Below are 21653 nucleotides of genomic sequence, written 5' to 3'. Positions count from 1 at the left end.
CTTAACCACTCATTATTCTAGCGACTACTTCCTCAATTCTCTCATCTTCCCTGGATAACGCTGCCAATTCACTCATTGAGCCACTCCATATTGCGTGCCCCCTATTTATTATCAGAACAGAGTCAGCTAATCGCTGGGCTATGCTCATTATATGGGTTGAGACAAGTATTGTGGCTCCTCCTGAATGCATTGATTTAAGAAGTTTAATGACTCGCTCCTGTGTAGGTATATCTAAGTAATTAAGCGGTTCATCCAGCAAGAGAACCTTGGGGTCATGAAGAATGGCTAAACCTATCGCCACCTTCTGCCTATTGCCCCTGGAGAGCCTGGATACAGCCATGTTCTCGTACTCCCTCAACTCCAACTCATCCAGCAAGTAATTGATCCTATCCAGTAGGAAATCCTTACTGAGCCTCCTTAGGGCTCCCACGTACTCCATGTTTTCCCTGACTGTTAACGTGAGGAAGGGGGATGCATCCTCAGGCAAGTAACCCAATACCGCTTTCGCATTAAGTGGATCCCTGAACATATCTATCCCATTTATGAGGACTGAGCCAGAGTCCGGACGAAGAAGACCAGCCAATATTCTAAGTGTAGTAGTTTTTCCGGCTCCGTTTGGACCGATTAACGCTGATGCGGCTCCACATGGAACCTTCACAGAGAGGCCATTTAAGGCCACGGTGGATCCATAACTCTTCCGAAGATCAACGGCATCGATGCACATAACTCAATGTGGCTAAATCAACTATTTATTAATGCTTTCTCGGCTCACTTATCGAATTGCGATTATTTTAGCGTAGGCTGCCCCATCATCACGGCCGAGAGCCTCTACATGAGAAAGGTGGATCTTCAGTAATATTTATATGTGCGTTACCATTTAGTGGACACGCAATTAGATTCCATTTCAATATTCTATTTCGAAATAATGCTCAAGAGAGCTCATTGGCCAGCTGGGGATGGCGTTAATTGCTTGGTTTCCAAGTAATTCAGGAGTGATTTTCCCTCATAGGTTAAGAGAATGTTTTCGACTAAGTTCTTCAATTCATCATTATTACAATCACACCTAGTTCTAACAGCTATTAATTCTCGCCTAGATTTGCCCTCGTATCCCACTAACTCTACTTCCCTTCCATTAATTGACTCTCGGCAATACAGCATCTTGCCATGATCATTTATCTCCAGCTCCGTTGTGATGGGGTAACTCCACTCATTTACTATATCTATTTCAATTAGGTCCCCAATCTTTACTCCAATTCGCTCATTGTTGGCGTAAATTATGTTAACACCATCATCACTCGGCCTCACCTCTATCCTCAGCACATTGGTTTAGTGATTAACCTAGTTTTAAGGATATTGCTAATTTTTCGATGAAATATCCCTCGTGTGGATCTAGATTTGGATGCGGCTCCCCAAAAAGTAATAAAAGGGCGAGGCTTATTGATGCGTGTTAGGGATGGTTTTTGATTTACTGCATCCTAGGGTTAGGGAGGTATTAGGTGAGTTGGGGTATAGGGAACCCACCGAGGTTCAGTCGCGCTCCATTCCACTAATCCTCAACGGCGATAATGTGCTCATCTCAAGCCCCACGGGCAGTGGAAAAACCGAGGCCGCGGTTCTCCCCGTGGCTTCCCGCATATTGGAAAGAGGGGGTAATCAAGGGATTCACGTTCTCTATATAACTCCCATGAGGGCATTGAATCGGGACTTGTTGAGCAGATTAGAGCGGTTATTCACCGCGTTGGGGCTTCGAGTTGGGGTGAGGCATGGGGATACGCCTCAGCGGGAGAGGCAGAGGCAGAGGATGGAGCCGCCTCACATGCTCATAACTACTCCCGAGTCCCTTCAATTTCTTTTAATAAATAAATCCATGAGACGATGGCTAAGGGAAATAAAGTGGGTGATAATAGATGAGGTTCATGAATTGATAAACGACAAGAGAGGAATACAATTATCCCTCGCACTGGAGCGATTAGTTAATTTAAGCGGCGAATTTCAACGCATAGCTCTCTCCGCATCAATAGGCAACTTGAATCTAGCTGCAGAGTACGTAGGCGGCTCTAGACCTATGAGAGTTGTTTCCCTATTAGCCACCAAGGAAATGCATCTAAGCGTTAAGAGGCCAAGCGAGTCACCGGATGCTCCCCGAGAGACGACTCCCGACTCCTATGGTAGGCTCCTTGCCTTGAACGAATTGATAAGAAACGGCAATGGCGTGGTCCTCGTATTTGCGAATACTAGGGACACAGCTGAATTATTGGGAAGCAGATTAAAGGGCTTATTCGGCTTAAATGTCGAGGTTTATCACGGCTCGCTTAGCCGTGAGCGCAGGGAAGGCGTTGAGAAGTTAATGCGGAGCGGCGATATTAATGCTGTTGTCACCACGTCAAGCCTGGAGCTCGGCATTAATGTGGGAAGGATAAGCAGCGTTGTTCAGTACATGAGCCCACGTCAAGTGGCTAGACTCATTCAACGCGTGGGGCGAAGCGGTCATGGAATTGGATTAATGTCGAGGGGCACCATAATAGCGGGGGACATGGATGACTACTTGGAGTCCATCGTTATCGCCGCTAATGCTAAGAGGGGCAAACTAGAGAAGGACATAGAGTACCACGTGGGGGCTATGGATGTCTTGGCGCATCAAGTTGTTGGGATGATAATGGATGCCCGCGCCGATGGGAGAAGCGCCACATTAAGCGAATTATATGAGACGACGATAAGGGCGCACCCCTATCATGGCATGGAACTAGACGATTTCCATCGCTTAATTGATTTTCTAGTGAACAGGAGATTAATTGGCGTGGATAATGACGTTGCCTATCCCAGGAGGGGCTCCATTAAGTACTATGTGGAGAATGCATCCATGATACCTGATGAACTGCATTACTTAGCGATAGACTATGTGACTAATAAGGCGGTGGGCGAGTTAGACGAGGAATTCGTGTCCACAATTGAGCCTGGCACCAAGATAATTCTCTCGGCTAAGCTATGGAATATCCTATCCATAAATAGGGATGAGGGCAAGGTGTATATGGAGCCCGCGACCAGCCTTAATGGGGCTCTCCCAGCATGGATAGGAGAAGAAATACCGGTTCTTCCTCAAGTCGCTCGGGAGGTCTGTGAGTTAAGGGCTAAACTTGTAATGGATGGCGTGAAGGCCATTAGGGAGTACGTGGGGAGTGATGTTGCCATTAATGAGGATGACTTGAGGCGATTAGGGGAAGAGCTTGAGGATATTGGGGGCGATGTGCCATCACCGCATAAAGTGGTGGTGGAGGTCGGCGCTAAGGCTATGGTGATTCACAGCTGCGGCGGCAGCAAGGGGAATGAGGCGCTTGGGTTATACCTATCAAGGTACTTATCCCAGAGATTCATGGTTAGCGTGGGGTATCGTGCGGATCCTTATAGGGTATTACTGATTCCGGCCCGCCCCATACCTGCCGATGCCATTAAAGCAGCGTTAAGTGCTGAGGCGGAGGAGGTGAGGCGGAGGATTTGGGAGGGGATTAGAGCTAGTCGATTATTCAGGTATAGATTCATTCACGTCGCGCGAAGATTCGGCGTATTGCCGCGTGGCCCCGTTGATGTAAATATATCCCGATTAGCGGAGGCGTATAGGGGAACATTACTTGAGGATGAGGTAATCAAGGAAATAGCGATAGATAAGCTTGACATTGCTGAATTATTGAACCTAATTAATGGCATCAGGAGCGGCTCCATTGATATAGTCATAAAGCAAGTAACGGAGTTCAGCCCGCTTGCGCTTCCAATAATAGAGATAGAGGGCTTGGACTTCGCAATAGATGAGGTGCCCCGCTCTGCTTTGATGGATATAGTGAAGAAGAGAATAATGGAGAACGAGGTCACCCTCATCTGCATGAAGTGTGGATGGAACTTCACAGCCAAAATCAAGTATATTAACGAGAACTCCTTGCGATGCCCTAAATGTGGGTTAAGAACTATATCCATGCTTAAATATAGGGATGAGAAGCTTGATTATGCCATTAAGGTGATCAATAAGTTCCGCGGCAAGAAGCCTTTAGCTCCTCAAGAGAAACAGTTTCTAGAGGTTCTTAGACAGCGATCCCTAGTCATACTTCAATTTGGCCTCAAGGGATTAATAGCATTAGCATCTCACGGCGTCGGCTCTTCTTCGGCGATACGGAAGGTTTTGGTAAAGGCCCATAACGAGGAAGAGCTTTACGCATCAATAATGGAGGCAGAGAGGGAATACGTGAGAACAAGGCTGTTTTGGGACAATTAACAGCCGCAGTACTGCGGAATTAGGCAAGGTTTCAAGCAGTGCATGTCCCTCTTCTTGATTCTTAAGATGGGATTGTACAGTCATATTTATATATGCGTTACCATTTAGTGGACACGCAATTAGATTCCATTTTGGTATTCGAAATAAGGCTTAAGAAAACTCACTGGCCAACTGGGGATGTAGGGAATAGATTGTTCTGAATGATTTAGTTAAGGAGTGTTCTAGGCATTTCCATCCAGGGAAATCGGTTACCGAGTCTCATGGTAATGCTAAGAAGCTAAGAGGTGAGCTACCCTGGCCCTAAAGGGGCGAGGTTTTCCGCTCCATTTAAGTCCTCAATTATAAATGATCTTAAGTTCCTAGTGGATTGGTGGATTCGCCATGTGGGCGGCCCGCCCCTCTAGGTCCCAAACCCGTATTAATTCATTTAGTTTGGCCATTCGTTCCCCGCCCACTATCCCCGTCTTTATGAATGGGGCCTGGAATCCCAGCGCTATGTGGGCCAGCAATTCCTTCTCAGTGTCCCCTGATCTATGCGACACTATAATCGTATACCCGTTTTCCTTGGCTAACTTAACAGTCTCATTGGCTCTGCTTAGTGTTCCTACTTGATCTACCTTTATTATTATGCCGTTCCCCGCTTTTCTCTCTATTCCTTTCCTTAGCCTGGATGAATTGGTTACGAATATGTCATCCCCGACTATTAGGCACTTATCGCCGAGGGTTGCCCTTAATTCGGCGAATCCCTCAAAATCCTCCTCATGCACTGGGTCCTCAAAGTAAACTATTCCGTATTTCTCTATTAGTTGCTTTATGAGATCTATGTGCTCCCTCGCGGTTCTCTCCTTGCCTTCGCTCCTATAAACGTATTTTTCTCCGTTCCACATGCCAGATGGTGCGGCATCAATGCCTATGCCTATTGGGAATCCCTTCTCGCCCATTTTTTTCTTCACTATCCCCGATAATATATCCAATGCCTTTGTCGTGGATATCTTAGCCGTCCACGCCCCCTCATCATTCTTGCCTCCAGCAAATGTTGGGTCCTCCTTTATTAGTTCCTTGCCTACCTCCCTATGTATCTCCAAGTTAGTGCTAATGGCTGTATAGATGTCCGGCGCACCATATGGTATCACGAGGAACTCTTGGAAATCGGGTCCCAGGTCCCTTGAGTGCTTTCCTCCCCCAATCACGTTACTGACCGGGTATGGGAAGGCGGTGGCAAAGGACCCGCCCAAGTATCTATAGAGGGGGATATCCAAGTAGTTCGAGGATGCCACGGCCGTCGCTAATGACGTAGCGAATGCCGATGCTCCCCCTATCCTGCTGAAGTTTGGGGTTCCATCTATTTCCTCTAGCCTTGAATCTATGTCTCCCTGGCTTAATGCATTCATGCCTATTAATTCGGTGGCCACCCACCTCCTATACACGTCTATTGCGGCATCTATGCCCTCCGTTGGTAGAAATTGGGCTTCATGTTTTCCCTTGGATGCGCCGGCCGGCGCAATGGCTGTTCCAATTGCCCCGCTTTCTAGGATTAATTCCACCTCAACCGTGGGATCACCCCTGCCGGTGAAGGCTTTCCTAATTATTGCATCATCTATCGCAGACACTTGCCGCTGTGTTTGCTTCCCTTATTTAACTTTTTGGGATTAGGCGAGCTACCCCCGCGCCCTAAAGGGGCGAGNTTTGTCGTTCGTTTTATCATGGGGTAGATTTATTAAGGCACCCAGTACGGTTTGCCAAGAATGGCTACAGACGTCAAGTTTGAATCATTATCTCCATCGGAGTGGTTTAGGCGCAACAAGGAGTTGGCAGGCTTTGCGAACCCGTCTAGGGCGCTTTATCAAGCGGTTAGGGAGTTAATAGAGAATGCCTTGGATGCCACGGAGACGTTCGGCATCCATCCATTCATAAAGGCCTACATGAAGTATGCGGAGCGAGAGAATTGGCTCTCCATTTATGTGGAGGATAATGGCATAGGAATACCCAAGGATGAGATTCCAAATGTATTTGGCCGAGTCTTCTATAGCTCCAAGTATAAGGTGAAGCAGCATAGGGGCATCTTTGGTCTAGGCGCTAAAATGGTCATATTATATGCCCAATCCACCACGAATAAACCAATAACAGTGATCAGCGCGCCCCTGGGCTCTGACAAGGTATATAGATTCGATATAATGATAGACACGCTGCATAATGACCCCCTCATAAAGCACCAGGAGGAGTGGGATAACAAGTATAAGTGGCATGGTACCGCGGTTCATGTGGTGATGGAGGGCGATTGGCTTAAGGCGAAGCATAGGGTGGAGGAGTACATTAAGAGGGTCGCCATGGTTGCCCCCTACGCCGAGATACATGTGAAAGAGCCCGACGGCGGTGTGATCAACATAGAACGCGTCACATTAACTCTACCCACGCCACCCAAGGAGGGATTGCCTCACCCCAAGAGCATCGATATAGAGGTGGTTAAGCAATTGATATCTAGAAACGGCGACTCCCCCCTGGCCGAGTTCCTGGTGGATAACTTTGATGGTGTTGGGGACGAGACTGCGATCAACTTCCTGAAATCGATTGGAATAGATTCCTCTAAGAGCGTGAAGGAGCTAAGCATGGATGAAGTAACTCACTTGGTCACCAAGATGAGGGAATTCAATGAGTGGAGGAGACCAAGGGCGGATTGGTTAAGCCCAGTTGGCGCGGAGTTATTGGAGCAAGGCATTAAGAAGATTTTGGAGCCGGAAGCGGTCTTCGCCACAACTAGGAAGCCCTCCTCATACTCGGGCAACCCATTCATAGTTGAGGCAGCCATTGCGTGGGGAGGAAAAATAGAGCCCAGCGATAGGCCCGTAATATATAGGTTCGCCAATAAGGTTCCCTTGCTATATGATGAGGGAAATGATGTCGTGCGCCACGTCGTGGATGAAGTGGATTGGAACCTGTATAAGGTTAAGTTCCCAGCGCCCCTCGTGGTTGTGGTTCATATTTGCTCCACTAAGATACCCTACGCCAGTGCCGGGAAGGAAGCCATAGCTGACGTGCCGGAGATAGAGAGCGAGGTGCGGCTGGCCATTAGGGAAGTCGCTAGGAGGCTCAGGGTATATTTATCCAGGAAGGAGAAGGAGAAGGAGGCAATGGTGCGTTACGCCATGTTCACCATGTTCTCAAGGGAAGTGGCATCCTCAATAGCGTCTATAATTGGATTAAGGGAGGATCAAGTGCTTAATAAATTGAAGAAAATAATCTCAAGAAAGATTAAATACCTAGAGGCCATTGAGGAGGTGGAAGATAATGCAGAGCAGCAACAGCAGGGCGAAGCCTAGATCCGAGGTCCTCAAGATAATGGAGGGCCTCGCACAAGAGCTCTATGCCCAGATAGAGAGAGGCGAGGAACCCGTCCTGGAAATACCGTCAAGAACCCTGAGCAATACGGTGTGGGATGAAAAGAGGCGGATCGTTGTCTTGGGGCCGGAGAAGTTGAAGCGGCGATTACTGGATATGAAGGAGTCCAAGAGATTCATGCAGACCATTTTGATGCTCAAGTTAATAGTATCATCCATACGGGAAGGGGTTTACCCCACTATAAGGGATCTATACTATAATGGAAAGCACACAATAACCTTCAGGGTACCCAACGCGGGTACAATTAGGGAGAATACGTGGGATGATCAAGCCGAGTCTAATGCGGCGATAGAGGACTTGGAGGTTGGGTTAAACGTGCTTAGGGAGGAGATGGGCCTCTCCGCCGATGTCAAGGGCAAGGTGGTCGGCCCAATAATTGTTAGATCCAAGGGATTTGAGATAGATGCCACGAGGATGGGGGACACGGCGCTGGGTCTTCCCCCTAATCCCGATGAGCTTGATATAGTTAAGATAGAGGCATCATATGTCCTGGTGGTGGAGAAGGATGCAATATTTCAGAGGCTTAATAGGGAGGGCTTCTGGAATAAGGAGAACGCCATATTGATAACTGCTAGGGGAATGCCGGATAGGGCCACTAGGAAATTCGTGAGGAGATTGAATGAGGATTATAAATTGCCCATCTACGTGTTGACCGATAGTGATCCGTATGGTTACTATATTTACTCCGTGTATAAATCGGGCTCCATAAAGCTCAGCTATGAGTCGGAGAGACTGGCCACGCCTAATGCTAAATTCATCGGCGTAACTACTTCAGATATAATTAATTACAAGATATCCAGTGATTACGTCATTGCCGCTAATGATAGGGACATAAAGAGGGCTGAGGAGTTAATACGGTACCCATGGTTCCGGTCGGAGGCATGGAAGAAAGAAATAAATCTATTCCTGAAGATGAAGAAGAAGGTCGAGATAGAGGCCCTCTCAACGCATGGCTTAAGATTCCTGCATGATTACCTGCTTGAGAAGATACATGGGGGAAAATGGATAGAGTAATCATTGCAAAGGGAGCGGAGGCCATCCTCTACCTAGAGGACTGGCTCGGTTTAAGGGTTCTAGTGAAGGAGAGGGTGAGGAAGCCCTATAGGCTAGAGGAAGTGGATAAACGCATTAGGCTGAGGCGCACAATTAATGAGTCCCGAAACATGATAATCGCATCAACGCTGGTTCCCGTTCCTGAGATCTATGATGTGGATATTTCCCGATTCATAATAAGAATGAGGTACATAAATGCGCCGAGATTAATGGATCTGTTGCCCGCGAGAAGTGATTTGCTTCAGTTATTTGCGAAGTACTTGGCAATACTGCACTTAAACGGCATCATGCATGGAGACCCCACTCCCGCGAATGCATTAGTGAGCAGCGACCTCTATATTATAGATTTCGGGCTCAGCGCCAAAATGCCTGGAAACACCCTATCCGTGGAGGAAGCCGCCATAGACCTCAACATCTTGATGAAATCCTTGGAAAGCAACAACATGGCAGAGTTAACTCAAGTAGCCGTGGATGCCTACCAAGGAGAACTAGGTTCCCTCGGTGTTTCTGTGATCAATCAAGTGAAGAAAATGAGGAAAATGGCAAGATACCAGCTCAGGGGCATTCAATGATGTATTCGGCCCCCCTTCCCTAATGGCCTAGCCAAGTTTATGCCCCTCCATATGGAGGGGCTCGTGGGCTTACCCCTAATTGACCTCAGCATAGATGAGGTACCAACGCTCTGTTCATCTTCTGTTTCTAATTAGTAATTATAATAAATAAAGCGGTAAACAGCTGCATCAACCGTTTGCCCCTACGCTCTCATTTCGCTCATTTTATATTCACTCACGATCGAGTGCAGGGACTTAGCCCTCGGCCACCTGCCCGACTTCAAGGTAGGCGGGTCATGGATCCCCGTCGAGCCCAACGGCACGAGGCTCCCACCCTTTTGGGCAGAGCCCACATCGGCATGGGAGTTCATCAATAAAAAGCAAGAATATAAAAAGATTTCTGTTAATATGAAAAAGGATTCAGCCCTAATAAACATACTAGTTTGTGGGGCAGACTACGTGTAGTGCTTATATAGTTGTGAATAACTTCAGCCTATGCCCAGCAAGTGCGGGAAGTGCGCAGCGATCGTGGGCATAATAATCGTTCTCCTGACATACGGTCTTCTCCACATGAGCAAGCATCATGCAGCCAATCAATCAAGTTCCCCATTCCCAATCCCCTTCAACGGAACCGTTTACCTAATTGGTCCTCCCTCTCTCGGGGTAGAGCTATCCTCAGCTGGATTCCCCAATCATAGGCAAATCAATGCCTCGAGTCTCAGGAACGTGCCCCCCAGCTCCGTGGTGGCCGTGGACTGGGGATACTTGGCGAGGCTCGGCAATTCCTCCATACGCGGCTACTTGGGGCTCCTCCTCAAGAACCACGACTTCATAATTATTGGGGTGAATGGGAGCGATGCATTGGCGGCGGAGATAGCCCTAGTCAATGCCTGGAGGGAGGCATTCAACGCCAGCGTGGCTGTGGTGCCTTGGGCCGGCAATGGGGATTACGTGGTTGCGGCGGCCATGGGGAATAGGGACTTAATGATTGGGCCCGCCGCCATCAATGACTTGGGGATCAAGAGATACGAGTGGAGCGAATTCATGGCCGCTGCAACAGAGCCCGCCCCATCGCAACTGTTTGAATTACCTGAGCCAGCGCTTCAATCACTCCCATCCTCAACCACGGGCTCCGACGTATGCGAATACATGGCTGGCAGTAGCGCGTTTTCCGGCCAAGTCGATATTAATGGCAACAGTTATTTCTTTTTCACGGGTCCATATTATATCTATGATAATCAGTACGGGATCGATACAGATACGGAATACTATGCGGATTTCTGCATAGCGATAAATGGCCATGTTAGCATCATTGCATTCAATGGNATTCAGTATCCATATATACCAGGCAATACTTGGACTTGGGTCTGGGCTAAGCCTGGTTCAGGGGCTGGCTTGAATTGGTTATCCTCTTACCAGGATTATTACTCATCATATGAGTGCGCCAAGGGCGTGGTGACGCCCGACATGGCCTCGGTTTGCCCGATAAACGGCGTAACATTCACTGGGTGGGGGGCTTGGTGGGGCTACTCTCCAACGCCAATACAGGTCCAAGAATCATATGATGTGGGTATAGGCATAAGGGCCTCCGGCATTGGTTTCACGAGCGGAGTTAATATTATTGTTCCGCCATCAACTATAACAATATATACGGAGCCCGCGGCGGGGCCAACAATTAACTTTACGTGGGTTCTGCAGCCTAGTACTTCTTACGTTATGGAGCCTAATTCGTTGGATACGGCTACATCTAATTATTTTATAGTGAATGGGGCTGGGACGTGGTATCCATCTTCCTTCGTTGAGTTAGCCATCCCCATGGGGGTCTCCGCCAGCGTGAATACGGGCGGCTGGATGGGATGCGCTAATGAGTTGGCCTCGTTCCGCATGTATTGGCTGATTTTCTATCCGCAACCGCCGCCCACCTTAATTCCATACTATCACATAATTAATAATTATATGTATGGGTGGCGTTTCACATGTACGGGGAGTGGGTCACCTCCCCAATCGCCGCTTCCACAATTTGGTTAATTTCCCCTTATTGGTTCTTGGTTCAGCTTGACTTTGCCTTTATTCTCATTTAATTCCTTGTTAGTGGATGGTTTATTGCTGGAAAAGATTTAAATACGAGTAATTTTTTTGTTACACTGATGGAAATGTATGGAAAAGAAGGGGTTGGAGGAGTTGGCCTCCATAATGGATGGCCTAGGCCATCCGTTAAGGCTGAGGATAATAGCTATACTGGCAATGAATGGTCCGCTCTATCTATCGGATATAGCGAAGAGATTGGGAGTGAGCCGGGCCCTGGCGAAGGTTCACTTAGTGAAACTGCAGAAAGCCGGTCTCGTAAAGAGCAGGGTTCAATTAGTGGAGGGGGAAGCGAAGGCATTGAGGTACTACGAGTTAGTGGACTTCAACTTAACGATAAATCCACGCATTATAATGGACTTGGTGGGTGGTGAAGATGAACAATAGTAAATATAATGCAAGCTTCATAATCATCACTGCAATAGTGTGGGCGGCGGTAACCATAAGCGTGGTGGCCATGGCCATATATGCGGGAGTCACGGGCATAGTGTTTGCCTTTGTAGTGTTAATAGTTGCGGTCACCTCATGGAGCCGCGTAGTTAGGGAGAAGGGGCGCACTGAACCAGACGTGGATAAGGCAATAGATGCGTTAAACAAGCAAATACAGTTGCTCAGCGATAAGATAGAGGAGCTCAGGAAAGAGCTCCAGGCATAGGTATGAGACCGGAAGTGAGGGCTGCAGCGATAATATCAATAATCATAATTGCCTCATTCATTGCCATAACATTGCTTCATGCGCATCCATTAGGGGCAACCATAACTAAGACCTTTAATTCACAGCTTAACGCATCCTCCTCCATCTATGTTTATAGCAATGGGTTGATCGGCAACCTGACTATAACATCTTATTCCGGGAACCTCCTCGAGTTAATTGAGGTTAAGCGTTCAATACTATGCCCGCCTAATTATGTTGTTTCCTCCATTAATGTGAGGCGGGAAAGCGTGGAGTTGCGGTTCTCCACCAATAATCAATTTTATTGGTGGCCAAGTTGGTTATGCTCTGTTAAATTCATCGTGCTAGTGCCGCATCAACGGTTAATCAAATTGCTTTCAGTAAATGGAACCAATGGATTAATTAATATGCGTGGAGCCTCGGCCAGCATAATTAGGATAGCATTAGTGAATGGCTTGGGGCTCCTGGAGTCGATAAATGCCACGGACCTCCAAGCATCTATGGTTAATGGCGTGATAATTATGAATAATACTAATGTGTCGCTCGCCGATGTGGCTGTAACTAATGGAGTTATAAATTCCACATTACCAATTGGAAATAAGTATTCCCTATCGGCGATAAAACTAACGACAAGTCTCGCCCTCAAGGGCGGGGAGGAGGTCAGCAACGGCGTCATTAACTTAATGACATCAACTAATGCATCGATCTCGGTAACCATCGTTAACGGCAAATTAATTATGGCTCGGCCAGGAAATAGAAATGTATTGGCTGGCTCCATTCACGTGGTGGAGGAAGGAACGAAACCCATCATTACAATTAATGCGGTCAATGGCGCGGTCACAATAAATGAGCCTTAACCCATCGCTCTATGAATCTGTCTGGATCCCTCTAAGCACTGCTAGGAGGGTCTCAACATCTTTAACCGCATTATCTATCACCATGTATTCATTAGGGGAATGCGCGGTCTCATCAATGGTCATCCAGACCGCGGTCGGTATGCCTAGTTCCCTCAAGTACTTGGCATAAGTCCCTCCTCCAATGCCTATGGGCGTGGCAATTATTCCCCTCGTTTCCCGTAATGCATTGGCCAGCATTGATACAACGGGGGAATTCGGGGAAGTTGGTTGGCTTGGGTCCTCCCTATTAACCACATCGACCCTGGCCTTGCAGCCGTAAATTGAGCAGAATGATTCGGCCAACCTCTTGACGTCTTCCAGAACATCATTCACCCTATAGGTTGGAAGTATCCTGCAATCGAAGTAGGAAACATCGGTGCCCGGTATAGTGTTAACGTTGTCCACATTCTTCTCCCTCCTAGTTGGTTCAAATGTTGATGTGGGTGGGTCAAATGTGGGATCAACCGCGTTGTATCGTTCATGTAGGAATTGATCTATTTCCAAGGCCAGCCTCATGCCTAGCCTCGCCGCGTTCAATCCCTTGCCCGGCGTACTAGCATGCGTCTGCCTTCCCTCCACGCTCACGCGCAGCCATAGTATTCCCTTCTCCGCCACCTCTATCTTAGATCCATCAGGACTACCGGCGTCAGGCACTATAACTAGGTCGCTGGGCTTTATTAGGTTGGGCTCCACTTTAAGGATGTGTTGAATGCCGTACTTAGATCCAACCTCCTCATCGCTTGCCAATATTAGGCCAACCCCACTCAATCCCTCATCCCTGGCCGACTCAGCCAAGAGTATTCCCTCCACTATTCCTTGTCCATCATCCTCAACCCCCCTCCCATATATCCTGTTCCCCTCCACAGTTGCCTGGAATGGAGGGTACCTCCATAGCGCGGGATCCCCCTCCGGCACCGTATCCATGTGAGCAATCACCCAGAGGGTTTTCTCGCCCTGGGTTCGCCCCTTGGCTCTGGCAATTATGTTGGGCCTAATTCCTCCCTTAGCCCTTGGATCCGGTGCATCTATTCTCCTTACCTCATCAAAGAACGGCTTTATATATTCCTGCAAGAAGATCGCTCTATCCAATTCCCCCTCGCCCCCGTTTTCCGGCGCTAAGGCCTTAATGGGTATCATTTCCCTCATTATTCTGATCACATCTTCCCGCAACCTATCTTTATCCATACGCTGGGAGCAATGTATCAATAATAAAACATTTCCGCTTCAATTAAATAGTGAGGCAAAATGATGGCTAGAATGGAAGCTCAGTAGGGAACTATTATGGATCCCACATCGCTCTTGCCGGCTAGAACGGATTCCAAGGCATTCGGGTTCTTTCCATCTATTATGTACATACTTATTCGGCTCCTCTTCATTATGGAGAGCGCCCATTTATCTATTAACTCGTATGTGCCAGCTATTATGTTGGCGCTGTGCTCCAGTATTTTCTCCACATCGCTTATCGTCGCTTTAGGTATTCGTGTGGCCGTGGGATCAATCATGGGATCCCGCGCATATAATCCGTCTATATTCGCGCAATTTATTATGGTTGGTATGCCCAAGTATTCGGAAACCAGGGTGGCGACCATAGTGGTCGATTGACCCGGCTGGAGTCCCCCCATCGCTATGAAACCGGTGCTGCTCCATGCCCTCCCCGCCTCCTCTAGGCTGGTCACAACCGTTGGATATATTCCTCCTCCCCTCCTATTAATCGCGTGTATTAATAACATGGCATTCAATCGGCTTGCCTCGATGCCCAACATATCGTTGGCTGCCTCGCTTAATGATAATTGTCTCCCCATCTCTATGTATCGCCTCGCAGTGTCTCCACCCCCAGTCACTATAGCTATTAGCGTGCCCCTTTTCCTGAACCCAGTCACTATATCCACATACCTCGATATATTATTTACATCATTGAATACTCTGCCGCTTAGCTTTATGGTGACTAAATCCATGGGATTTTTATGAAAGTACCAATATTTAACTTTAGAGGGAAAAAGGGTACTGGATTATCGGATTGCAGTGAGGCTTTGAATTAATTTAGGGATGCGAATGGGATTATTTTTAAAATATATAGGGATTTTGATTTTTAATTATCTATATTTGTTTGCTCACTATGGCTCTATCTTTCCGATGGATTTCCTGATGGTCTTGCCGTTCGGGCACTTGAATAGCCCTATCACGACGCCTTTCCTGCCCTTGGGCGCCAGCGTCCATACCTTTATTGGCTTTAGTTTAGTGATGCGTCCATCACACTCCACATCGTATTCCTTTTTCTGATAGTCTTGTAGGTTGACCGGCATGTTTGGTCCGAATTATTATTAATTGAGCCAGTATATAAGTGGTTAATGTGGTTTAAATGGTAAAATACATAATTATATTTCTCTTTTTACAGGAGTAATTAACATTATTGATGATGATTTCTATTTAATATTAGCAATGTTTTTATTCTTTAAGAGAAATAACGGCTTAGTGATGAGAGGCCCAAGCCCCAATATCGTGACGAGGCCAAGCATTATTGGAATCGCTGAATCCTTGGGATGGAAAAGGAAACATTTATTAACCCATATTCCACAAATAACTTCGAACGAGGCGATTTGAACGGCGGAAAGAAGAACGTATGGGCGCAGAGGCCCACCAAGACGAAGAAATCTACCCAAGCCCGTTAATGAGGGCGACGTAGTGGAAGTGGAGGTCGTTGAGACCTCCCGCAAGGGGGATGGAGTGGCGAAGGTAAACGGCTTCATAATCTTCGTCCCCAACACCAAGCCAGGGGATAAAGTTCGCGTAAAGATCTCCAAGGTAGGCCGATCCTACGCTGTAGGCGAGGTCTCCTCGGAGGAACCCACTGTGAACGCGGGCTCTNCCCAGGCCGATGAGGACGAGGAAGACGACGAAGAAGAGGAAGAGTGACTCCACGCTTCTTCTCCCTATAAAATAAGCCATAATCTAATTTATTCAGTCATATAGACAAAGTTTAAATAATTAATGATTTAAAGATCGATCAGTGATGACCACTTCTGATGACGATGGGTGAGATAGCCATGCCCCAGACTGAGCAAATTAACCGAGTGCTTTCCTATAAGTCTTCAATGAATTATCTATTATCGCCTTCTCGCACTCCGCAACATCGCTTGTTCCCAAATTGATTAATTCATAATCCATGGAATTCATCTTGAGCGCATTCAGGTTGATCCAAATTACCTTAACCAAGTAATTATCCAGAGTAGTTGCATCCAGCTTAATTAATTGAGTTGAGTTATATGATAATATCGCTGTCCCGCCATCTATGCTTAACTCGATATCGTTGCTGGTAATTAATTGCTTGACTTGGGGACCCGGCATGAACACATTGATGTAGCTCGCCTCGCCGCTGGATAATGATGTCATCGCTACATCATCAGCCTTGGGCATCCTATTCAAGCCCTTCCTCAGTAATGATACGTAGGCGTCGGCTATATCCTCTAGGGGCACCTTCGGCGCATCTATGGCGAAATATATTGTTAACTTAATGCCGGCCTCCACATCTATTGCCACTTCATCCCTCTGTATCCACTCCTCCAAGGACTTTGTTGGTTTAGGGTATTCCCAACTCATCTCCATGTATCTCCGTATGCTTTGCTTGTTTAGGTACACTATGCGCTCATCCCCACTGCCTAGGGCTGGATCCTTGCACGTTATAGCTATATTGCCTCCCCCATCGCTTATCTCCACGCAATCCTCGAACTCCTCGAACCTGACACTATTTATCTGAAGCCTCTGTTGTTGAGCCACATTAAACAATTTATTTAATTCATTAGTTGAAATAACGTACTCCAGGTACTTTCCATCGACTCTATAATCATATAGGTCAGGCGGATGGGACTCTATTATGTCGGTTATCGTGAGTGACCTAATGCGGCCTGTGGCTAATGCTCTTTGAATGAATGCCTCCTTTACTAATTCATCCGTTACCTGTATTAACCTTATCTTGATTAATACTAGTTCCATACTTATGTTAATTGAACGCTGTGGGAAGTTTTAAAACTAATCGTATATGAGTGGCTTAATGATTGATCCCCGGTCCTTTGAGTCATTAATGGATTCGGCCATAAAGGAATTAAGGCGGCTAGGCCCATTGATTCACATAAATGCGAAGAATGTATTAGTGCTAGGCGACTTGCATGGAGATCTAGACACGCTTAACACGATCATTTCGAATTATGGGNTGGATCGACCGCGATATATCGCGCTTGGGGATTACGTTGATAGGGGGGAGAAGCAGATAGAGACCCTTTATCGTATCCTGGAGTTATTCATGGATGGATCCCTCATTCCGCTCCGGGGAAATCATGAGTCTCGCCTAACCAGTTTTGATTATGGATTCGCGGATGAAGCTCTACATTACTTGGGTAACGAGTTATTCAAGCGAGTTCTGGATGAGCTTTTCCCGAGCTTCCCATACGCCGCGGTGCTGAACGATAGCTTCTTCCTGGTTCACGGCGGCATACCTAATCCAGTGCCCAAGATAAGTGAAATAGAGAAGTTGCCTCAGCCAGATAAGGATCCCATGAATCCAATTGCTTTTCAGTTACTATGGAATGATCCGGCCGAGATAAGCGGCTATGCGCAGAACCCAAGGGGGCCCGGAATATATTTGTTTGGGAAGGATGTTACTGAGAGATTCCTTCAACTCAATTCATTGACGGCCGTTATAAGGGGGCATGAGTTCTTCACCGAGGGTTATCACTTATATCACGGCGTGAAGGTGATAAGCATATTCACGTCTAGGGGAGGCATTTATAGCGCGTCGAAGCCAAAGATTCTATCTGTGTCCGAGGATGGGGTTGAGTTAATCGATGTGGGGGTTCGCAGCATCATTATTAAGATAATGCCGGAAATGCTTGGTGGATCCCTGGAAATGAAAAAGAACGAGTGATTTTTTTAGGGATCACTGAAACTCCTTGACGTATATATTAGTGAGGGGCCTGAATCCATACTTCTTATAGAAATTGACCGCTATCTGGTTTTGCGCGGGGAACTCGGCTGATATTAATTGGACTCCCCTCGACTTGAGGAGGGCTATTGCCTTATCCATCATTTGCTTGCCCACTCCCTTCCTCCTCCACTCCGGCATAACGTAGAAATCAGTTATGACGCCCTCTATCGATGGTTCATAGAAGAGCCTGGTCCGTATCTCGGCCACCGCTATTCCAACTACTTCTCCAGCATCCGTCTCCGCTATTAGGAGTAGTTTCCTCTCCTTATTTGATGCACACTCCTCCAGGTACTTCTTGGCGTGCTCTGCAACGTTGCTGCTGACCTTAAATAATGGATCGAATTCCTCATTGAGTCTCTTTAACCTAATTACTAGGTCTATGATTTTCTCCATATCCCTCTCGCCGGCTTCTCGTATGGTTACCATTCACTTCACCTCAACCAACAACTCCTCGGGTATCTGCTTTATAAGGCCTATCTTCATTAATTGATTCAGTGAGTCCCTTGATGAGTCTATTATTCGCTTAGCCCTCTCATACTCCTCATTTCTAGTGGTGCCTCTACGGGCAACCCCTAACTCCACTGCCTTTACGGCGACGGCCGCCGCTGCCCTTGGATATATTTCCCACTCAGTCATGCTGGGTATTATATAGTCCTCATTGATCCCCTTCTCCTCCGCGTACCTCGCTAATTCCTGGGATACTGCTATTATCATTTCATCAGTTATGGTTTTAGCCCTAACATCCAATGCGCCCCTGAAGACGGCGGGAAATATCAGGCTATTATTTACTTGGTTAGGAAAATCGCTTCTCCCAGTCGCAACTATTCTTGCGCCCGCTTCCTTGGCTTCCCATGGCCACATCTCGGGCACTGGATTCGCCAGTAGGAAGACTATGGAGTCCTTATTCATGGCCCTCACCCATTCCTTCTTAACTACGCCCGGTCCCGGGGTTGATGCCGCTATCAAAACATCGGCTCCGCTAATTGCCTCCTCCATTGTCTTGGCTCGCCGAGAGTTTGTTTTCAGGGCTAAATCATACTTCCAGGGATGGCTGAGCATCAAGTGATCCATGTCGCTCCTCTCCGCGTGAAGGGGCCCCTTACTATCCACCAGTATTATATTGCCGGGCCTCGCTCCAGCCGCTATCAAGAGCCTCGCAGTAGCTATATTAGAGGCCCCGGCACCATAAAGCACTATCGTCGTGTCCTCGATCCTCCTATTGGTGAGTTTCAAGGCATTATATAAACCAGCCAAGCTGGCGCCCGCGGTTCCTTGTTGATCATCATGCCACACCGGTATCGCTAAATCTCGTCGTAGCGTGTCAAGCAGGTAAAAGCACTTAGGGGACTCTATGTCCTCTAAATTTATGCCTCCAAAGGATGGCTCTATCGCCTTAGCTACTTGAACGAATTCCTCCTGCGTCTTAACCCTTATTGGCATGGGCATTGCATCAACGCCTCCCAAGTACTTATATATCAAGGCCTTGCCCTCCATGACCGGCATAGCAGCCTCCGGCCCCACCTTGCCGAGCCCAAGCACCCTCGTCCCATCAGTTAATACTACGACAGAGTTCCACCTCCACGTTAAGTCAAATGATTTATCCGGATCCTTTGCTATCTCCAGGGAAACACCGGCCACGCCCGGCGTATAGTAAATGGAGAAGTCCTGAAGGCTTGTCACGGGCACCTTAGGTATTACGGATATTTTTCCACCGTATAATCTCGCCACCTCTATGGATACCTTATACCAAGACTTTGTCTTGTCGGTGCTCATTGACAAACATATAATTACCCAGCTTAATATGCTTTTCGTTAATTAACGCAACAAAAATAACCAATAATCGAATCATTGACCCCCCTCCCAAGAAATTCCCTGTAAGGCGGGTTCTAATTTGTCCATTAATTCATCCATGACCATTGAATTCAACCCCTTATTCTCGAGCAGCACGACATCCACGCCCCTTAATTGCGCGAACCACTTATCATGAGTTATTAAAACCACTCGCCTATACCTCTTCAGCATGTTGATGGACATGCCGGCTATATCCGAGTCAGGTCTCGGGTCGCTTATTATAAGCAAATCCACTCCCCGTAGGGATCCCATCCTCTTCGCTTCCCTCAATATTTTCCCGATGTATATGGCATTGGCGTCGATAATTATTAGGATCCTCCCAAAGTCGCCCCTCAATCTTCCCAAGTAAGTGATGGCCATATCCATATACTTACTGCGCCTGGATTGCTTCCCGACCTTACTCACCATTATGCGGGAACCAATAACCAGCTTTATGCGGGGCCTCATGTAGTGAAGCCTACTTAATAAATCACTTAAGGCGTATCTAATAGGCTTAGTTATCTTCCTCCTGCGGCACTCGCAAACCACGTAGAGTTCATCGTCGGGAAGAACCTCTATGTAAACCCTTTTAAGCCCCACCTCAGCCACAGTGAGTTTAAGGGAATCCACTGAGCCTATACTTGTAAGGTAAGCTAAAAAAATTATCGCATAAAAATAATGAACACCATCACTGGGATTAGGATTCTATTATTATTTATTATTTCATGAAAGCAAATAGCGGAGAAATCCAAGCGGAGAAATATCCCGGGCTCTAGGGGGTTCATGATTGTTTTCGGTCGTGGAAGTGAACATTCATGCTTTGTTTTCTTTTTCCAGGATAATTATGTATGGCACTGAATCCACCGCCAGCACTAGGAGCGGGCCATCCCAATTCAATGAATTCATCTTATTCTTGAAATCCTCAAGTAATACTGCTCTCTTCTGTAGGTAAGCCACTGCCTCGCTTATTATCGCTATCTCCGTATTTCTATTAGCCTTATAATATATCCTCACATTAAATATGTCTTGGCCGCTTGGGTTCTTGAAAACTATCTCTTTATATGCCTCCCTTGAGTGGAGAAGTGATTCCCCAGTATAATTCCTTATTATTGGTTCGAGTCCCCGTATCTCGCGCCTTATTGCCGCTAACTCTTGATCCACGTATTGCCTCAAATCATTAATGTTCTTGAACCGCTTAACGGAGGCATGCATCCAATTAATGGGTTATTTAAAGTATTTAAAAAATTAAGCCCCGAATTTCTCTATTAATTAATTCCCAAATAGTAGTTTGCCTATTATTTTTCTCTCCGCCTTCCGTAGGTAATAGGATATCGTTGGCTTCGAGTAACCCAATTCATTGGCTAATTGATCCATCTTTATTCCCTTCGGCCACGAGTAATACCCCATTTCATAAGCCATGCTTAAGGCCCTCTTCTCCTCTTTCTCCAGGTCATGTATATATAGCTCCCTCATATTTCTCTCCAGTAATTGAGCCACTCCATCGCCATCTATTTTCTCGTAATCCACATACTCAATCCTATTGGTGACGGATACTTCCCGCGTGAATTTCTCCACGGACTCCAAGTTATTGGTCAATAGGCTGAAGAATTCTATGCCAGGCGATGCTATTAATGGAATAAGGGGTAGAATGCCATTGCTTGCCAGGGGCCTCAGCACGCCATGACCCCTCTTTAGTCCAGATATGAAGAGCAAGTTCCCGCTTCTTGGATTCAATAGACTTATCTTGATGAAGTCCTTCCTTAGGCCCCTATATACTTCTTGAATATCTCTCTTCCCGCTTATTCTCATGAAGCTGAGAACGCTATTCGCCTCATCATTAACTGGGATTGCTTGCAGGGAGTAAACCGATCCTCGGGACTCCTCCGCAGCGGCGGCAAGCCCACATGAACTACTTATCCTCAACGTTACG

Annotated in this window: 21 protein-coding genes and 1 pseudogene; 9 read left to right on the top strand and 13 right to left on the bottom strand. The window is 47.0% G+C overall.

What is annotated here, in order from left to right:
* Nucleotide 1: 1 nt before the first annotated feature.
* Complete coding sequence (locus tag AT710_02830; protein KUO92577.1) at nt 2-724, bottom strand: multidrug ABC transporter ATP-binding protein; 723 nt, start codon at nt 722-724, stop codon at nt 2-4.
* Between the two features lie 215 nt (nt 725-939).
* Nucleotides 940-1320 carry a hypothetical protein gene (locus tag AT710_02825; protein KUO92576.1) on the bottom strand — a complete coding sequence of 127 codons (381 nt, stop codon included), beginning with the start codon at nt 1318-1320 and terminating at the stop codon, nt 940-942.
* A gap of 133 nt (nt 1321-1453) precedes the next feature.
* On the opposite strand from AT710_02825, the gene AT710_02820 reads away from it, so the two are divergent.
* Complete coding sequence (locus AT710_02820; GenBank protein KUO92575.1) at nt 1454-4261, top strand: hypothetical protein; 2808 nt, start codon at nt 1454-1456, stop codon at nt 4259-4261.
* 359 nt (nt 4262-4620) lie between these two features.
* Here the strand turns inward: AT710_02820 and AT710_02815 are convergent, their stop codons facing one another.
* Complete coding sequence (locus AT710_02815; protein KUO92591.1) at nt 4621-5862, bottom strand: enolase; 1242 nt, start codon at nt 5860-5862, stop codon at nt 4621-4623.
* Nucleotides 5863-6006: 144 nt separating this feature from the next.
* On the opposite strand from AT710_02815, the gene AT710_02810 reads away from it, so the two are divergent.
* The 7 genes from AT710_02810 to AT710_02780 all read left to right on the top strand — a co-directional run bounded on the left by AT710_02810 (nt 6007) and on the right by AT710_02780 (nt 12876).
* Entirely contained in the window at nt 6007-7578 is a 1572-nt protein-coding gene (locus tag AT710_02810; protein ID KUO92574.1) for a DNA topoisomerase VI, read from the top strand.
* Complete coding sequence (locus AT710_02805) at nt 7547-8671, top strand: DNA topoisomerase VI (GenBank protein KUO92573.1); 1125 nt, start codon at nt 7547-7549, stop codon at nt 8669-8671. Before AT710_02810 ends, AT710_02805 begins: the two co-directional genes overlap by 32 nt.
* Complete coding sequence (locus AT710_02800) at nt 8659-9282, top strand: hypothetical protein (protein ID KUO92572.1); 624 nt, start codon at nt 8659-8661, stop codon at nt 9280-9282. Before AT710_02805 ends, AT710_02800 begins: the two co-directional genes overlap by 13 nt.
* A 474-nt stretch (nt 9283-9756) precedes the next feature.
* Nucleotides 9757-11289 (top strand): hypothetical protein, encoded by a 1533-nt coding sequence (locus tag AT710_02795; protein KUO92571.1) that lies wholly within the window; start codon nt 9757-9759, stop codon nt 11287-11289.
* A gap of 129 nt (nt 11290-11418) precedes the next feature.
* Entirely contained in the window at nt 11419-11733 is a 315-nt protein-coding gene (locus AT710_02790) for an ArsR family transcriptional regulator (GenBank protein ID KUO92570.1), read from the top strand.
* Nucleotides 11723-12001 (top strand): hypothetical protein, encoded by a 279-nt coding sequence (locus AT710_02785; protein KUO92569.1) that lies wholly within the window; start codon nt 11723-11725, stop codon nt 11999-12001. The genes AT710_02790 and AT710_02785 overlap by 11 nt, the downstream gene beginning before the upstream one ends.
* A 2-nt stretch (nt 12002-12003) precedes the next feature.
* The gene (locus AT710_02780) at nt 12004-12876 is read left to right on the top strand and encodes a hypothetical protein (protein ID KUO92568.1); all 873 of its coding nucleotides are present in this window, start codon (nt 12004-12006) and stop codon (nt 12874-12876) included.
* Nucleotides 12877-12885: 9 nt separating this feature from the next.
* Here the strand turns inward: AT710_02780 and AT710_02775 are convergent, their stop codons facing one another.
* The 5 genes from AT710_02775 to AT710_02755 all read right to left on the bottom strand — a co-directional run bounded on the left by AT710_02775 (nt 12886) and on the right by AT710_02755 (nt 16905).
* Nucleotides 12886-14100: a diaminopimelate aminotransferase gene (locus AT710_02775; protein ID KUO92567.1), complete on the bottom strand. Its 1215-nt coding sequence runs from the start codon at nt 14098-14100 to the stop codon at nt 12886-12888.
* Between the two features lie 80 nt (nt 14101-14180).
* Nucleotides 14181-14870 (bottom strand): hypothetical protein, encoded by a 690-nt coding sequence (locus AT710_02770; protein ID KUO92566.1) that lies wholly within the window; start codon nt 14868-14870, stop codon nt 14181-14183.
* Nucleotides 14871-15029: 159 nt separating this feature from the next.
* Complete coding sequence (locus AT710_02765) at nt 15030-15218, bottom strand: chorismate-binding protein (GenBank protein KUO92565.1); 189 nt, start codon at nt 15216-15218, stop codon at nt 15030-15032.
* A 349-nt stretch (nt 15219-15567) separates the two neighbouring features.
* Nucleotides 15568-15861, bottom strand: a complete 294-nt coding sequence (locus tag AT710_02760; protein KUO92564.1) for a hypothetical protein — start codon at nt 15859-15861, stop codon at nt 15568-15570.
* A 117-nt stretch (nt 15862-15978) separates the two neighbouring features.
* Entirely contained in the window at nt 15979-16905 is a 927-nt protein-coding gene (locus AT710_02755) for a hypothetical protein (GenBank protein KUO92563.1), read from the bottom strand.
* Between the two features lie 58 nt (nt 16906-16963).
* Between AT710_02755 and AT710_02750 the strand changes: the two genes are divergently transcribed.
* Nucleotides 16964-17833 carry a hypothetical protein gene (locus AT710_02750; GenBank protein ID KUO92562.1) on the top strand — a complete coding sequence of 290 codons (870 nt, stop codon included), beginning with the start codon at nt 16964-16966 and terminating at the stop codon, nt 17831-17833.
* A gap of 12 nt (nt 17834-17845) precedes the next feature.
* Here AT710_02750 and AT710_02745 read toward each other — a convergent pair whose 3' ends face one another.
* The 5 genes and pseudogenes from AT710_02745 to AT710_02725 form a co-directional block, all read right to left on the bottom strand.
* Nucleotides 17846-18319 carry an acyltransferase gene (locus AT710_02745; GenBank protein ID KUO92561.1) on the bottom strand — a complete coding sequence of 158 codons (474 nt, stop codon included), beginning with the start codon at nt 18317-18319 and terminating at the stop codon, nt 17846-17848.
* Nucleotides 18320-19666 (bottom strand): malate dehydrogenase, encoded by a 1347-nt coding sequence (locus AT710_02740; protein ID KUO92560.1) that lies wholly within the window; start codon nt 19664-19666, stop codon nt 18320-18322.
* 72 nt (nt 19667-19738) lie between these two features.
* Nucleotides 19739-20353 carry a hypothetical protein gene (locus tag AT710_02735; GenBank protein ID KUO92559.1) on the bottom strand — a complete coding sequence of 205 codons (615 nt, stop codon included), beginning with the start codon at nt 20351-20353 and terminating at the stop codon, nt 19739-19741.
* Nucleotides 20354-20536: 183 nt separating this feature from the next.
* Nucleotides 20537-20935, bottom strand: coding sequence for a hypothetical protein (locus tag AT710_02730; protein ID KUO92558.1), 399 nt, complete (start codon nt 20933-20935; stop codon nt 20537-20539).
* Between the two features lie 57 nt (nt 20936-20992).
* Nucleotides 20993-21653: pseudogene (locus AT710_02725) on the bottom strand.

This window comes from Thermocladium sp. ECH_B (assembly GCA_001516585.1).
Lineage (GTDB): Archaea > Thermoproteota > Thermoprotei > Thermoproteales > Thermocladiaceae > Thermocladium.
The sequence above is the reverse complement of the archived record's forward strand: the minus strand, read 5'-3'. Positions and strand labels throughout refer to the sequence as shown.